This window comes from Halorubrum sp. CBA1229, from assembly GCF_003721435.2.
GTDB lineage: Archaea > Halobacteriota > Halobacteria > Halobacteriales > Haloferacaceae > Halorubrum.
The window spans coordinates 371,174-385,457 of the sequence record NZ_CP054585.1 but is presented as its reverse complement, the minus strand read 5'-3'; the positions used below and the strand labels follow the sequence as shown (position 1 = coordinate 385,457).

Annotated in this window: 11 protein-coding genes; 5 read left to right on the top strand and 6 right to left on the bottom strand. The window is 68.2% G+C overall.

Going from position 1 to position 14,284, the window contains the following annotated elements:
* Positions 1-9: 9 nt before the first annotated feature.
* Positions 10-1,326 (bottom strand): ATP-binding cassette domain-containing protein, encoded by a 1,317-nt coding sequence (locus Hrr1229_RS01930; RefSeq protein WP_123114455.1) that lies wholly within the window; start codon positions 1,324-1,326, stop codon positions 10-12.
* Positions 1,323-2,489, bottom strand: a complete 1,167-nt coding sequence (gene btuC, locus Hrr1229_RS01925; protein WP_123114456.1) for a vitamin B12 ABC transporter permease BtuC — start codon at positions 2,487-2,489, stop codon at positions 1,323-1,325. Before btuC ends, Hrr1229_RS01930 begins: the two co-directional genes overlap by 4 nt.
* Before the next feature lie 62 nt (positions 2,490-2,551).
* Here btuC and Hrr1229_RS01920 point away from each other — a divergent pair, with 62 nt between their 5' ends.
* Positions 2,552-3,733, top strand: a complete 1,182-nt coding sequence (locus Hrr1229_RS01920) for a PGF-CTERM-anchored ABC transporter substrate-binding protein (protein WP_123114457.1) — start codon at positions 2,552-2,554, stop codon at positions 3,731-3,733.
* A 198-nt stretch (positions 3,734-3,931) separates the two neighbouring features.
* On the opposite strand, the gene Hrr1229_RS01915 is transcribed toward Hrr1229_RS01920, so the two are convergent.
* Positions 3,932-5,206 carry an RNA-guided endonuclease TnpB family protein gene (locus tag Hrr1229_RS01915; protein ID WP_123114948.1) on the bottom strand — a complete coding sequence of 425 codons (1,275 nt, stop codon included), beginning with the start codon at positions 5,204-5,206 and terminating at the stop codon, positions 3,932-3,934.
* A 480-nt stretch (positions 5,207-5,686) separates the two neighbouring features.
* Between Hrr1229_RS01915 and Hrr1229_RS01910 the strand changes: the two genes are divergently transcribed.
* From Hrr1229_RS01910 to Hrr1229_RS01895, 4 genes are all read left to right on the top strand, one after another.
* Positions 5,687-6,805, top strand: a complete 1,119-nt coding sequence (locus Hrr1229_RS01910) for a BMP family ABC transporter substrate-binding protein (RefSeq protein WP_255212551.1) — start codon at positions 5,687-5,689, stop codon at positions 6,803-6,805.
* A gap of 86 nt (positions 6,806-6,891) precedes the next feature.
* A complete protein-coding gene (locus tag Hrr1229_RS01905) occupies positions 6,892-8,439 on the top strand; it encodes an ABC transporter ATP-binding protein (RefSeq protein ID WP_123114458.1) in 1,548 nt (515 codons plus the stop codon).
* A gap of 50 nt (positions 8,440-8,489) precedes the next feature.
* Positions 8,490-9,566 (top strand): ABC transporter permease, encoded by a 1,077-nt coding sequence (locus tag Hrr1229_RS01900; RefSeq protein WP_123114459.1) that lies wholly within the window; start codon positions 8,490-8,492, stop codon positions 9,564-9,566.
* Positions 9,563-10,612 carry an ABC transporter permease gene (locus tag Hrr1229_RS01895; protein WP_123114460.1) on the top strand — a complete coding sequence of 350 codons (1,050 nt, stop codon included), beginning with the start codon at positions 9,563-9,565 and terminating at the stop codon, positions 10,610-10,612. The genes Hrr1229_RS01900 and Hrr1229_RS01895 overlap by 4 nt, the downstream gene beginning before the upstream one ends.
* Before the next feature lie 38 nt (positions 10,613-10,650).
* Here Hrr1229_RS01895 and Hrr1229_RS01890 read toward each other — a convergent pair whose 3' ends face one another.
* The 3 genes from Hrr1229_RS01890 to ligA form a co-directional block, all read right to left on the bottom strand.
* Entirely contained in the window at positions 10,651-11,385 is a 735-nt protein-coding gene (locus Hrr1229_RS01890; protein WP_123114461.1) for an MBL fold metallo-hydrolase, read from the bottom strand.
* A gap of 55 nt (positions 11,386-11,440) precedes the next feature.
* The gene (locus Hrr1229_RS01885; protein WP_123114462.1) at positions 11,441-12,322 is read right to left on the bottom strand and encodes a hypothetical protein; all 882 of its coding nucleotides are present in this window, start codon (positions 12,320-12,322) and stop codon (positions 11,441-11,443) included.
* Positions 12,323-12,405: 83 nt separating this feature from the next.
* Positions 12,406-14,265: an ATP-dependent DNA ligase LigA gene (ligA, locus tag Hrr1229_RS01880; protein ID WP_123114463.1), complete on the bottom strand. Its 1,860-nt coding sequence runs from the start codon at positions 14,263-14,265 to the stop codon at positions 12,406-12,408.
* Positions 14,266-14,284: the final 19 nt, after the last annotated feature.

Genomic DNA, 14,284 nt, shown 5'->3' with positions numbered 1-14,284 from the left:
GCGGTCGAGTTATGTCGAGTCGAGGTCGCCGCCCGGGTCACGAACCGCGTCGAGCAGGTCGGCGTCGTCGACGTCGCGGTCGATCTCGATCGCCCGGTCGGCGGCCGCGAGGACCGCCGCGTTCGGGTCGGCCCGGTCCCCTTCGACCCGCGTTCCGTCGCCGCCCGCTCCGCCGCCGACCGCGATCGCCGCGTCGGCGTCGCTCGCGAGCGCGACCGCGGCCTCCCGGGCCTCCGCTCCCACCGGTTCGAACGCGGGCGCGGCGACGATTTCGGCGCCGGCGTCGCGGGCCGTCTCGGCGGCGGCGTCGCCCTCGGGCACCACGCCGACCGAGAGCTCGTGGCCCGCGGCCGCGAGGCGCGCGATGACCCGGGCGGCGTCCCGCCCGGACCCGACGACGTGGAGGCGTCGCGGCCCGGTCTCGTCGCGGTCCGCGTCGCGCTCGTTGGTCGCGCCCGACGTGCCGGCCGCACCGACCGCGTCGAAGGCGGTGACCGCGGGCGTCCCGGTCGCGGGGTTGCGCCCGACGAACGCCTCGGCGTTGAAGGCCGCTCGCAGCGCGTCGGCGGTCAGGACCTCGCCGGGCGGCCCGGCGGCGTGGACGCCGCCGTTCGCGAGGACGACGATCCGGTCGCAGTACCGGGCCGCCACGTCGAGGTCGTGGATCGCCGCGAGCGCGCCGCGCCCGTCGTCGACGAGGTCGCGGACGAGTTCGAGGGTGCGCACGGCGTGGTTCGCGTCGAGGCTCGCGGTCGGCTCGTCGAGCAGCAGCGCCGGAGTCCCCTGCGCCAGCGCTCGCGCGAGCAGGACGCGCTGACGCTCCCCGCCCGAGACCTCCGCGATCGATCGGTCGGCGAAGCGCGCCACGCCGGCCGCGTCCATCGCCTCTCGCACCGCCCGGTCGTCGTCGGCGCCGTGCCCGTCGAACCGCCCGAGGTGCGGGGTCCGTCCCATCTCCACCACGTGGCGCACCCGGAAGTCGAACGCGAGGCTCGTGTCCTGCGGGACGCTGGCGACCCGGCGGCCGGCCTCGCGCGCGGAGAGGTCGGCGGCGGCGGTCCCGTCCAGCCGGACCTCCCCCGAGTCGGGCGCGAGCGTTCCCTTGATCGCCCGGAGCACCGTCGTCTTCCCGGCGCCGTTCGGGCCGACGAGCCCGACTAACTCGCCGCGCTCGACCCGGAGGTCGACGCCGGCGACGACGGGCACGTCGCCGAACGACACGGTCAGGTCGGTGACTCCGACGAGGGGGCCGCCGCCGGCGTCGGTTGCCGACGGGCCGTCGCTCGCTTCGCCCTCGTTCCCCTCCGCGCGCTCGTCGGCGCTCACAGCTCGTGCACCTCCCGGTTCGAGAGCAGGTAGATGAAGAAGGGCGCGCCGACCGCGGCGGTGACGATGCCGACCGGCAGCTCCGTGCTCCCGGCGCGGGCGACCGTGTCGGCGGCGACGAGGAACGACCCGCCCGCGAGCGCCGCGGTCGGCAGCAGCACCCGGTGGTCGGGGCCCACGACCAGCCGGAGCATGTGCGGGACGATCAGCCCGACGAAGCCGATGACGCCGGCGAAGGCGACGCCCGCGGCCGTGATCAGCGCGGAGGCGCCCAGCAGGATCCGCTTGGTGCGCTCGACCGCGATGCCGAGCCCGCGCGCCTCCTCCTCGCCGAGGAGGAGGACGTTGAGGTCGCGGGCGTACACTAAGAGGAGGACGAACAGCGGCGGCACCACGACCGCCGTCGCGGCGACCTCGCTCCACGACGCGCCGGAGAGGTGGCCCATCAGCCACGCGACGATCCGCCGGAGCGACTCGCCGGCCTGCAGCTGGAGGTACGAAATGACCGCGCCGAGGAACGTCTGGACCGCGACGCCGGCGAGCAGGAGCGTCGCCACCGGCGTCCGTCCGTGTCGCGTCGCGATGGCGTACACGCCGAAGGCGGCCGCGAGGGCTCCGACGAACGCGAAGAGGCTGACGCCCGCGCCGTACGAGAGCCCCACGTCGACCGCGCCGATCAGTGGGAGCGTCACGGTCGCCGACAGCGCCGTCGGGAAGACGATGAAGGCGACGGCGCCGACCGCCGCGCCGGAGGAGACGCCGATGATCGACGGGTCCGCCATCGGGTTCCGGAAGAACCCCTGCATGACGGTGCCGGCCGCCGCGAGCGCGAAGCCGACCAGCGCGGCCATCAAGATGCGGGGGAGCCGGACCCCGACAACGATCCGCGCGTGGACGTCGTCGACCGGGTACGCGAACGGCGAGGCGTACGCGAGGTCGACGCCGGGCAGCGTCAGCGGGCCCACGCCGGGGAGCCGTAGGGTACCGATCCCGGCGGCCGTCGTCTCGATCCCGGCCGGCACGACGATCGCGTTCAACACGGCCTTCACCGTCTCCGCGGGGGAGATGGGCGCGGGGCCGATCGCGGCGCTCACCGTTATCACGACGCCCAGCGCGGCCGCTAGGCCCGCCGACCAGACCGACGCCCGCCTCCAGGCACTCATTCGTTCTCCAACAAAACTTGTAGTAGGTAAATACTTATTGGACGAGGCGTCTCATCGATCCGATGCGACACAGGTACGTCATCGCGATGGCCCTGCTCGTGACGACCGCCTTGGTGGGCGGCGTCGCGGGCCCGGCCGCGGGCGCACAGCCGACGACGACGGCGTCGCCGACGATCGACCACTCGACCGACGGGCCGGGCGCCCAGCAGACGGACGCCGCGTGCGAGTTCCCGCTGGAGATCACGGACGCGACGGGGACGACGATCACGCTCGACGAGCGGCCCGAGCGGATCACGACGACGAACCCGTCGGCCGCCCAGACGCTCTGGGAGATCGGCGCCCGCGACCGTGTCGTCGGCGTGACCCAGTACGCCGCGTACCTCGACGGGGCGAGCGAGCGCGAGAACGTCTCGGCCGAGGGCTTCGGCGTCAGCGTCGAGCGCGTCGTGGACACCGAGCCGGACCTCGTGCTCGTCCCGAACGCCTCCTCGGCGAGCACGGCCGAGACCCTCCGCGCCCAGAACCTCACTGTGTACCACTACGCCGAGGCGACCTCGATCGAGGCCATCGCGGAGAAGACGGAGACGACCGGGCGGCTCGTCGGCAACTGCGAGGCCGCCGCCGAGACGAACGCGGAGATGAACGAGGCCGTCGCGGCCGCCGAGAACCGGACCGCCGGCCTCGACCGGCCGAACGCGCTGTACCCGCTCGGCGACGGCTACGTCGCCGCGGGCAACACGTTCATCAACTCCATCATGGAAGCCGGCGGCGTGGCCAACGTCGCGGCCGCCGAGGGCGACGGCTACCCGCAGCTCTCCAACGAGGTCATCCTCCAGACCGACCCCGAACTGATCCTCGTGACGACCCCCGACGCGGTGATCTTAGAGGAGGAGCCGTACGCGAGCACGACCGCCGGGACGGAGGGGAACTACGTCGTGATGAACGTCAACTACCTCAACCAGCCCGCGCCGCGCAGCGTGATCGAGTCCACGACCACGCTCTCGACCGCCGTCGAGGAGCTCCAGACCGAGAGCGACGGCGCGACCGACGGTGAGGACGAGAGCGCCGACGGAGACGACGGCGGCGACGGAGACACCACGAGCGACGGCGACGACGGATCGACGGAGGACGGGAGCGACGGGTCGACCGGTGAGGGATCGACCGGTGACTCGGCGCCCGGGTTCGGCGTCGTCGCGGCGCTGATCGCCGCGATCGCGACGGCGCTGATCGCGCGACGGCGCTGATCGCGCGGCGACGTTGATCGCGCGCGGCGGCGCTGACCGCAGTGACGCCGACTGCGTGCTGACTGCCGACCGATCGTGCGGTGGCCGATCGGAGACGAATCCCGCCGCGCGGTCCGGGCGGAGTCTACCGCCCGCTTGACATCCTCCCGCGCCTGAAGACGCGGGAATCCCACGGCACCGCACCGCTGAGTTGGGATATTATGGTTCGCGGTTCACGACCTGTTCTCGCGGGGCGAAACTGCCCTCGCTGCGGTCGAACAGGTGAACCGCTGGCTGTGCCAACCAGCCGTTATCCCTATCGCCGCCATCCGTGGCGAGACTCGGGAGTACCTTTTGTCGAATGTTCTCCGCACCGTTCACGTCCGCGTTCGCAACCGTATCGCACGCCTCACAGACGTACAACCCACGTTTGACCCGTTGGTTATCGTCCGTGTGACCACATGCTGAACACGACTTCGACGTATCGCGTTCCGACACCAACTCCACGTCGATGCCCTCGGCTTCCGCCTTGTAGTCGAGTAGCGTCGCGAAGCGGTCGAACGCCCACCCGTGCAAGTCGAGATTGCCGTGGTCGCCCCAATTCCGAGACTCGCCGTTCTCGTCGCCCTCTCGGATCCCGCCGAGGTCGCCAACGACAAGAGTCCCGACATCTCGTTCGATGCACTCCTCGACAATCGCTTTCGAGAGCGCGTGCAAGAAGTGTGTCCGACGACCCCTCCGCTTGCGGTCAAGTCGGGTGGCCACACGAGACGAGGAATCGTCGCACTTAGCCTTCTTTTTCGTGAAGTAGTATTCGTCCTCTTTGAGTGCGCCACCGGGATACAACACCGCTTCACCGCCGAACGAGACGGCGGCGAAGTTGCAAATCCCGAGGTCAACACCGGCCACCTCGTCGCCCGGCGGTTCCGGGTCGATGGTGGTGCGACAGACGAATTGAAGCCGCCATTCGTCGCGCTTGTAGATCGCGCGAACCTGCTGAATGTCCCACTCGGTCAGATCAACGTCCGGGCGAGTCTGGTACTCGCACAGGATGAAGTCTGAACGGTGTTCTTTGAGGTTGCGGCCTTTCGAGAGGCGAACGCGGGTGAACTGTGCGTCGTGCTTGAAGCCAGCCGCTTTGAACGACACGGTTGAACGAGGGTGAGAATCTCCGTTCTTGCGGTAGCCGGGCGGTCTGGCACGGTCGTCGCCGTTCCGACGCTTACCGAACCAGCCGTTGAACGCTTCAGCGAGTTCTTCGAGAACGCGCTGACTGGACTGAGAATGTAAGTCCGTGTAGCGTTCGTGGCTTTTGAGTTCGGCTTTGAGTTCCCCGTCATCGGGAATCTCGCCCGTTTCGTCCCACTGTTCTTGTGCGTAGTAGCGACCGACGTTCCAGAGTTTTGAGGCGGCCCATCCGAGTTGATCAAGGTCGTCACGAACCTGTTGCTGGTTCGTGATGGTGGCCTCGAAGGTTCGGACGGTTCGACTCATTTCTGGCTTCATAACTGGTTATAGGTGCTGTTTTGTTAATAGTATCGGTTGGTGTAGAATATCCGGCCTTGCTATCGACGGTTGATTGTGTAGGAGTTGTCGGATTCATCCTGACCCTAAAGGGTCAGGTATTCTCCTTGATTCTCTATAACATATTTGGTTTCGTATGAATTCGCTGTCCGGAGTCGACGCTTCGGGTCGTGACCCCCGTACAACGCCGCTCGTAAAGAAATATGATACTGTACGACCAGCGGAGTGTTTTCGACGATTCGGTCGAAACGGTGTCTTCACTGTCAGTTTCTCGATCGCGTCTGAGGTCGTATCAGCCGGAATCTGGGATTTGTTTTAATCTTGTTATAAACACACAAATATGTGGAGGAAATTGTCAGTCGATCCCCCCATCGAGGGTAGTTCACTCGACACCCAACTCCGGTGTCCCCTGAATTTATAACGGATGATTGTGGACGATAAGACACATCCATGACAGAAAATCGTAAATCGATCGGCGAGACCGAGGGCGTCGACCGGCGGACGGTGCTCGCTTCGGGGAGCGCGCTCGCGACGGGGACCGCCTTCGCCGGCTGTCTCGGCGGCGGCGACGGCGGCGACAGCGGCGACGGCGGATCGGAGTCTGCGACGAATATCGCGATCGTCTCCAGCCCGGCCGGGTTCGATGACAACGCGTTCAACGACCTAGCGGTCGAGGGGCTCCAGGCCGCACAGGAGGAGTACGAGATCGAGATCAATCAGGTCGAGGAGACCCAGCAGTCGAACTACCAGTCCACGCAGGCGAACCTCGCCGAGAGCGGCGACTACGACCTCATCGTGTTGGTCTCGTACAACCACACCGAGGCCCTCACGCAGAACGCCGCGGACTACCCGGACCAGAACTGGATGCTCATCAACGCGCACGTCGACGAGCCCAACGTGGCTGGGTACACGTGGGCCAACCACGAGATGTCCTATCTCGCGGGCGTTCTGGGCGGAACGATGACGACCGAGGAGCTCTCTCACGAGGGCAACTCGAACGATCCGAGCGACGCACACATCGGCTTCGTCGGCGGCGTCGACGGATCGCTCATCAACGCGTTCGAGCGGTCGTACGTCGCCGGCGCGGAGTGGGTCAACTCCGACGTCACCGTCGACGTCGGGTACATCGGCGATTACAGCGACACGGACACCGCCGCTAGCATCGCCTCCTCCCAGTACGACAACGGCGCAGACATCGTCTACCACGCCGCGGCCGCGGCCGGACAGGGCGTCTTCGAGTCCGCCCAAGAGAACAACCGCTTCGCGATCGGCGTCGACGCGGACCAGTCCCTGACCCTCGAAGAGTTCCAAGACGTCATTATCGGCTCCGCGGTCAAGTACATCAACGAGGGGACTCAGGAAGTCGCTTCGGCGGTCGCCGAGGGCGACTTCGAGAGCGTCACAGGCGCGAACACGCTCGGACTCGACGAGGAGGGCGTCGATCTCGTGATCGGTCAGGCGTTCGACGGCGACATGCCCGACGTCGTGTCGCAGAACATTCAAGAGGCGAAAGACGGCATCACGAGCGGCGATATCGAGGTTCCGTGTTCCGCCTCCGGCTGTAACTGAGTCGCTCGCGGTTTCTGACCGGTATTTGTAATCACACTTTCTCACAAAGGACAATGACAACTGAAAACGAACCACCCGCCGTCCGCATGGAGGGTATCACGAAACGATTCGGCGACGTCGTGGCGAACGACGACGTCGATTTCTCGTTGGAGAAGGGGTCGATTCACGCCCTCCTCGGTGAGAACGGCTCCGGCAAGACGACGCTGATGAGCGTCCTCTACGGACTCTACGAGAAGAACGCCGGGACGATTCACGTCGACGGCGAGCCCGAAACGTTCGAATCGCCCAGAGACGCGATGGACGCGGGCGTCGGCATGATCCACCAGCATTTCCAGCTCGTGGAGACGATGACCGTACTCCAGAACATCATCCTGGGCCACGAGCCAACCGATAACGGGTTCGTCGACACGGCGACCGCTCGAACCGATATCGAGGAGATCTGCTCGCGCTACGATTTCCACGTCGACGAGTTCCTCGACACGAAGATTCAGGACCTCGATCTCGGTGCCCGCCAACGCGTCGAGATCGTGAAAAGCCTCTATCGCGGCGCGGATATCCTCATCCTCGACGAACCGACTGCGGTTCTCACTCCCCAGGAGATCGAGGATCTGCTCGACTTGATGTCGGAACTCGCAGACGCCGGTCACTCGCTCATATTTATTACGCACAAGCTGGGGGAGGCGCTCGACGCGGCCGACGAGATCACCGTGCTACGAGACGGCGAGGCAATCGGCACAGTCGACGCCGGAGAGAGTTCAGAAGAGGAGCTGGCGCGGATGATGGTCGGCCGAGAAATTCAGTTCGATCGCCCGTCTCGAGACCCGCCTCGAGGGGATTCCGTATTGGAAGCGACCCGGCTCCACGTGCGAGACAGTCGGGATCTCGAGCAGGTGAGCGGCGTCGATCTCGCCGTGCGGGAGGGTGAAATTCTCGGCATCGCCGGCGTCCAGGGAAACGGGCAGACCGAGCTCGTCGAGGCGCTGACGGGGCTGCGTGACGTCGACTCCGGAACCGTCCGTTTCCACGATCGGGACATCACGGATACGAACAGACGCCAGCGGATCAGAGACGGAGTCGCGTACATCCCGGAGGACCGGACGACGGAGGGACTCGTTCAGGACTACACGCTGGTTCGCAACGCGTTACTGGGGAACCAGACCATCGAACCGTTCGTCGATAACGGGATGATCGACTGGTCGGCCGTCGACGACCACGCCGAGGATATCATCCGGGAGTACGACGTGCAGCCACCGGACAAAAGCACCGACGCGAAGTCGCTGTCCGGCGGGAACCAGCAGAAGTTCATCGTCGGACGGGAGATCGAACACGAGCCCGACGTCATGATCGCGTCTCACCCGACGCGGGGGGTCGACATCGGCTCGATCGAGTTCATTCACGACCGGTTGCTGGAGCTGCGTGAGTCGGGGATGGCGATCGTCGTCGTCTCCTCGAAGCTCGACGAGATCCAGAAACTCTCGGACCGGATCGCGGTGATGTACGAAGGCGAATTTATCGGGACCGTCGATCCGGCCGAAACCACCGAAGAGGAACTCGGGATGCTGATGGCCGGTCACGACACCTGCGACGGGGACGCCGCCCGTGAGAACACGCCCGATGGGGGTGTTCAGTCGTGAGCGGATCGTCCGGACGCCTCTATGCCGCAATCGATCGAGCGGCTGACCGCATGTTACGCGCGTCGGTGATCGAACGGTTGGCGATCGCGACGGCTTCGACAGCACTGGCCCTGCTAATCGGAGTCACCATCGTCGCGGCAGCCGGTTACGACCCGGTGCAGTTCATCACGAACGTGATAGAAGGTGCCCTCGGCGGACGGTCGGCTATCGCGCGGACACTGCGGTTCTCGACGCTGTTCATCCTGACCGGCGTCGCGGTTGCGGTCGCGTTCCGAGCAGGCGTGTTCAACATCGGCGTCCAAGGGCAGTTCGTCGTCGGCGGCTTCGCGACTATCATGTCGATCATCTGGACGGCACCGCTGTTACCCGAAGGCGTCGTCGGGGGCGTCGGATTACTTCTCGTCGGGTTCCTCGCCGGGATCTTCGCGGGCGGCGCCTACGGAGCGCTCCCGGGCGCGCTGAAGGCCTACGCTGACGCCAACGTGATCATCACCACGATCATGTTGAACTTCATCGCGACCGGCGTCGTCGGGTGGCTGGTCCAGAATCCGTTTCGCGGTGAGGGGAACGCGGCGCCGAACACGGAGCGGATTCCGGAGTACGTCTCTCTGCCCGGTATCGTGTTCGACAGTTCCGGGTTCTCGATTATCGGATTGGGGATCGCGCTCGCGGCCGTCGCGGTGGTCTTCGTCGTGATGGAACGCACCCGATTCGGGTACGACATGGTGACCAGCGGCCATCAGGAATCGGCGGCGACGTACTCCGGTGTTGGCGCCGAGCGGACGGTCGTCCTGACGATGACGCTCTCGGGGATGGTCGCGGGACTCGCCGGCGCGGTGTTCGCGATTATGGTTCAGGGCTACTACACCGACCCGAGCGGCATCGGTACGTACGGATTCGACGCGATCGCCGTGAGCCTGCTCGCCGCGAACAACCCGCTCGGAATCGTTCCCGCCGGACTGTTGTTCGGGGGGCTCGACTCGGCCGGATCACACATCGGGATTTACTCCGACGTTCCCGTCCAGCTCATCGACGGCGTCATCGGGCTCGTCATTCTCTTCGTCGCCGTGCCGGAACTGTTCCGGATGGCCGCGGAACGAACCGGCCTCGGAGGTGAGAGCCGATGAGTCTCGCCGAGTACGCCGGCGAAAATCGGATCCGGATCGCGGGCATCGTCGCCGTCGTCGGCGTGGCGGTCCTCGCGACGGTGGCGATGGACCTGCCGATCATCGATATCGTTACGATCGGGTTCGTGGAGCGCTCGCTACAGGCCGCGACCCCTATCGCACTGACGGCGATCGGTGGGCTGTACGCCGAGAAGAGCGGAGTCTTCAACATCGGCGTCGAGGGGTTCATGATCTTCGGGGCGGCGACCGCGGCGACGATGATGTGGATCATCAGCGGGGGGTCCCCCGGCCAGAGCGATATCTGGCTCGCGATTCTCGCTTCGGTCCTGATCAGTCTGGCGTTCGCGATCGTGTTCGCCGTCCTGTTGATCCGGTACGAAGCGGACCAGATCGTCGCGGGGCTGGCGCTCTGGTTCATCGGTCTCGGGTTCGGGCCGTTCATGGCGGTCCTCGTCTGGGACAGCCGAAACAGCCCGAGCCTCGAGAGCATCAACGACCTGACTGTCCCGGTGCTTGCGGATATTCCGGTGCTCGGTCCGATCTTCTTCGACACGTCGCCGCTGGTGCTGGTCACTGCCGTTCTGGCCGTCGCCGCGTGGAAGTTCCTCAACGACACGCGATACGGATACTGGATCCAGGCGGCCGGTGAGAACCCGGAAGCGCTCGATACGGCCGGCGTCAGCGTCACGCGAGTCCGGTACGCCGCCGTGATCTTCTCCGGTGTCATGGCCGGGCTCGGCGGTGCGGTGTTGCTGGCGCAGGCGGGTTCGTTCACTGGGACTGGCGACACGATGGTCAGCGGCCGCGGCTGGATCGGTATCGTCGCCTACTTGTTCGGGAACTACAACCCGATCGGGGCCGCCATCGCGGCGCTCGTGTTCGGCGGACTGGATATGCTGCAGATCCAGTTACAGACCGTCGGCATCAACGTTCCCAACCGGCTCGTTAACCTATTCCCGTACGTCGGCGTGATCGTCGTCCTCACCGTCTGGGGCTCCACGCGGACGCCCTCCGCCGTCGGGGAGTCGTACGAGAGCGAAGAGTGAAGTCGGGCGGAGCGGTCGCGCCGTCCGCGGTGCCGCCCCTACTGAGTCGCCGACCGGGCGTCCAGCGCGACGGGGATCGACCGGGCGGCGACGTCGCCAGCGAACGCCTCCCCGTCCGCTTCTAGCATTTCGAAGGTGTCGTAGTGGATCGGGACGACCAGGTCCGGGTCCATCGCCTCGGCGAGCGCCGCGCTCTCGTGGCGGTCGGCGACGATGCCGCCGCCTCCGATGTTCGCGAGGAAGATCGAGACGTCGAGCTCCGCGAACGCGTCGAGCGCGTCCGAGTCCCCCGGCCAGAAGACGGTGCGGTCGCCGAGGCCGAGCAGGAACCCGCAGCCGAACCCGGGCGGGTGCGTCACCGAGCCGTCGGGGCCGGCGTTCGGGCCCTCCGGATCGTTGTGGGCCGCGACCGACCACACGGTCGCCTCCCCCGCGGGCGTGTCGACGTCGACGCGCGACTCGTCGTCGACGCGGACCACGTCGTAGTCGTCTGCGAGCGAGCCGATCGACTCCACGTCGCGGTCGATCCCCGCCGGGTCGACCGCCTCGTAGATCACGAGCGTCGCGTCCTCGCTCGCGACCGACCGGATCCCCTCGGGGTCGTAGTGGTGGTCGTGGGTGACGACGACGAGGTCGCCGTCGCGCGCCCAGTAGTCGTCGAGCACGCCGTACCGCCCCGGGTCGGTGTAGGCGACCGGGCCGCCCTCGGGCGCGAGCCGCGCCGTCGCGTAGCCGAGCCACTCCACCGCGAAGTCGTCGTAACGGACCGTCATGGCTCACGGTCGGATCGCGGGCGCCTTGAGGGTGGCTATGCGTGGTCGACGGCGGTTACGCCGGGTCGACCGCGTCGACGCGGATCAGCTCCCAGGCGTCGTCGAGGCCGGGTCCGGCGCCGTCCTCGCCGTCACCCTCGCGGCCGCCCCCACTCCCGACGCCCCGATCGGGCCCGTACGCCGGGCCGAGCACGTGTTCCGGGACGATTGGCATCGGGATTGGGACGTAGCCCGCCGATTTCATCGGCGCGAAGCCGCTGGCGCTCTCGACGACCGCGCCGTCGGCGCCCCGGCGCACCCGGAACCGCTTGTCGTCCGGGTGGCGGCTGTACGCGTACGGGAACGCCTCGGCCGGCGGCTCGCGGAGGCTTTCGACGCCCGCGAGCACCGCGACGACCCGCCCGTCGACCTCGCAGACCAGCCGCGGGACGGCCGGGCGACCCGCCTCGTCGACGGCCGCGGCGTCGACGCCCGCCCCCGCGGGGACCGGCCCGGCCGGCGTGTCGGTCTCGCGCCACGCGAACGTCGGCTCCCCGAGCCCCTCGAAGCGGACGCAGGCGTACCCGCCGCCGGCGACGGGGATCCGGTCGGGCCCGGCGTGGAACGTCCGGCGCCCGTCGCGCTCGGCGACGAGCAGCGGGGGGTCGGCGAGCAGCGACCGCACCGTTTCGGCCGTCGCATCGTCCTCAACGACGAAGCAGACGCGCCGGTCGCGGTCGATCGCGTGCGCGAGCCGAGAGCCGATCACCGTCGCCGTCGCGTCGTCAGGCGTGAGCGGCTCGACCGCGAGGGACGCCTCCCCCTCCGAACGGGTCGCCACCGCCGGGGGCTCGGCCCGCGTCTCCGGGTGGGAAACCTCGTATCCGTCGTCGGCGAGCCGGGTCGCGGCCGCGTCCGTCAGCCGCTGTCGCGTCGCGTCCCCGAGCGGGCCTGGCATGGGAGTTCGTAAGAACCCGAGGGTGAAGGAGTTTCGCGTGGTCGGTCCGCGTTCGGCCGGGTGCCGGACCCTCTTATAAAAGACTACGCCGCGTCGCCGGCGAGGCGCGCGACCCGCTCCAGCGAGTCGGCGTCCGCGACCGACTTGTCCTCGCGGACGCCGACGAACCGCGGGAACCGCAGCGCGTAGCCCGACGAGTACGTCGGGGACGTCTGGATCTCCTCGTAGCCGACCTCCAGGACGACCGCGGGCCGGATCGCGAGCTCGGTCCCGTCCTCGCTCACCACGTGGGGCTCCAGCCGCTCGGTGAGGTCGGCGAGCTCCTCGTCGGTGAGGCCGGTCGCGACCTTGCCGATGGTCGCGAACTCGTCGTCTCCCGTCTCGGCCCTCCTCGAGTCCGCCTCGGCCGACACCCCGTCCGCCCCCGCCCGCACGCCGAGCAGGAACGTCCCGAACAGGTCGGCGCGGCGCCCCTCGCCCCACTCCGCGCCGACGACGACCGCGTCGAGCGTCTCCACGTCGGGCTTGCGCTTCAGCCACTCCCGGCCCCGGTCGCCCGGGGTGTAGGCCGCGTCCGGGTCCTTCAGCATGACGCCCTCGTGGCCCGCGTCGAGCGCGGCCGCCTCGGCCGCCTCGATCGCCTCGACGTCGCTCGCGGTCTCCAACTCCGCGGCCGCGCCCGGCAGGACGTCGACGAGGCGATCGTGGCGGGCCCGGAGCGGCTCGTCGAGGAAGTCCGCGCCGTCGGCGTGGAGGCAGTCGAAGGCGTGGAGCCGGAGCGACACCTCGTCGCGCATCCGGTCGACGTCGTGTTTCCGGCGGAAGCGCCGCAGCACCTCCTGGAACGGGAGCGGGTCGCCGCCGTCGTCGACCGCGACGACCTCGCCGTCGAGGATGACCGGGACGTCGGCGCGGTCCGCGACGCGCTCAGCGATCTCCGGGAGCGCGTCGGTCACGTCGTCCATGTTGCGGGAGTAGAGTTCGGGCCCGAGCGCTCCGCCGTCGGCCTCGTCGCCGTCGCCCTCGGGCACGTAGTGAATCTGCACGCGCGCCCCGTCGAACTTGGTCTCGACGGCGACCTCGCCGAACGACTCGACCGCGTCGGTCGCCGTCCCCGCCTGCGCGAGCATCGCCTGCACGGGGCGCCCGACCTCGAGCCCCTCCGCGCGGAGACCGGTGAGCCCCTCGTCGCGCGCGAGCGCCGCGACGCGGCCGTAGTCGTTCGTCACCTGCAGCGCGCGCTCGATGGTCGCGACCGCCTCGTCGTCGGCGCGGAGGGCAGGATCTGTGTCGTCGCCGTCGGGCTGTTCTTCTTCGTCGCCGTCGCCCTCTTCTTCGTCGCCGTCGCCCTCTTCTTCGTCGCCGTCGCCCCCCGCCGACACCGCGAGGAACGCCTCGGCGACCGCGTCCCGGACGGTCCCCTCGCCGACGCCGATCCGCATCTCGCCGAGCACCAGCCGCGCGAGGAACGTCGCCTCGGCGGGGTCACAGCGATTGAACAGGCCGAACAGCGCGTCGAGCTTGCGCGACTCGCTGCCGTCGCCCGACGCGGCCGCCAGCTCCCGCAGCGCCCCGTCGAGTTCGGCGACCGTGAGCACGTCGCGGCCCTCACCGAAGGCGGCGAGCCCGCGCTGGCCGCCGAAGTCGAAGCCCGCGGCGACCGCGCCGATCTCGCCCGCCGACGCGAGCCGGTCTTCGACGTCGGCGGCGGTCACGTTGGGGCCCGCGGCGCGGGCGATCGATTCCCGGCACAGCGCCGGGCCGATATCGAGGGTCCGGGTGTCGTGCGCCGGGAAGACGCGGCCGAGCAGGAACCGGGTGACAGTCGCGAGGTCGTCGCCGTCGGTCGCACGGAGCAGGTCGGCGACCGCGAGCGTCGTCCCGATGTCGCCCGGCTCGGCCGCGAGCTCCTCGGCGCGCGCGGCGAACGTGGCGAACTCCATGGGCGGAGTCGGCGATCGG

Bases quoted from the DNA above. Each gene is read 5' to 3' on its own strand.
- Hrr1229_RS01905 (WP_123114458.1), top strand. From the start codon at position 6,892: ATGGAGGGTATCACGAAACGATTCGGCGACGTCGTGGCGAACGACGAC.
- Hrr1229_RS01885 (WP_123114462.1), bottom strand. From the start codon at position 12,322: ATGCCAGGCCCGCTCGGGGACGCGACGCGACAGCGGCTGACGGACGCG.
- Hrr1229_RS01920 (WP_123114457.1), top strand. From the start codon at position 2,552: ATGCGACACAGGTACGTCATCGCGATGGCCCTGCTCGTGACGACCGCC.
- Hrr1229_RS01910 (WP_255212551.1), top strand. From the start codon at position 5,687: ATGACAGAAAATCGTAAATCGATCGGCGAGACCGAGGGCGTCGACCGG.
- Hrr1229_RS01890 (WP_123114461.1), bottom strand. From the start codon at position 11,385: ATGACGGTCCGTTACGACGACTTCGCGGTGGAGTGGCTCGGCTACGCG.
- Hrr1229_RS01895 (WP_123114460.1), top strand. From the start codon at position 9,563: ATGAGTCTCGCCGAGTACGCCGGCGAAAATCGGATCCGGATCGCGGGC.
- ligA (WP_123114463.1), bottom strand. From the start codon at position 14,265: ATGGAGTTCGCCACGTTCGCCGCGCGCGCCGAGGAGCTCGCGGCCGAG.
- Hrr1229_RS01900 (WP_123114459.1), top strand. From the start codon at position 8,490: ATGTTACGCGCGTCGGTGATCGAACGGTTGGCGATCGCGACGGCTTCG.
- btuC (WP_123114456.1), bottom strand. From the start codon at position 2,489: ATGAGTGCCTGGAGGCGGGCGTCGGTCTGGTCGGCGGGCCTAGCGGCC.
- Hrr1229_RS01915 (WP_123114948.1), bottom strand. From the start codon at position 5,206: ATGAGTCGAACCGTCCGAACCTTCGAGGCCACCATCACGAACCAGCAA.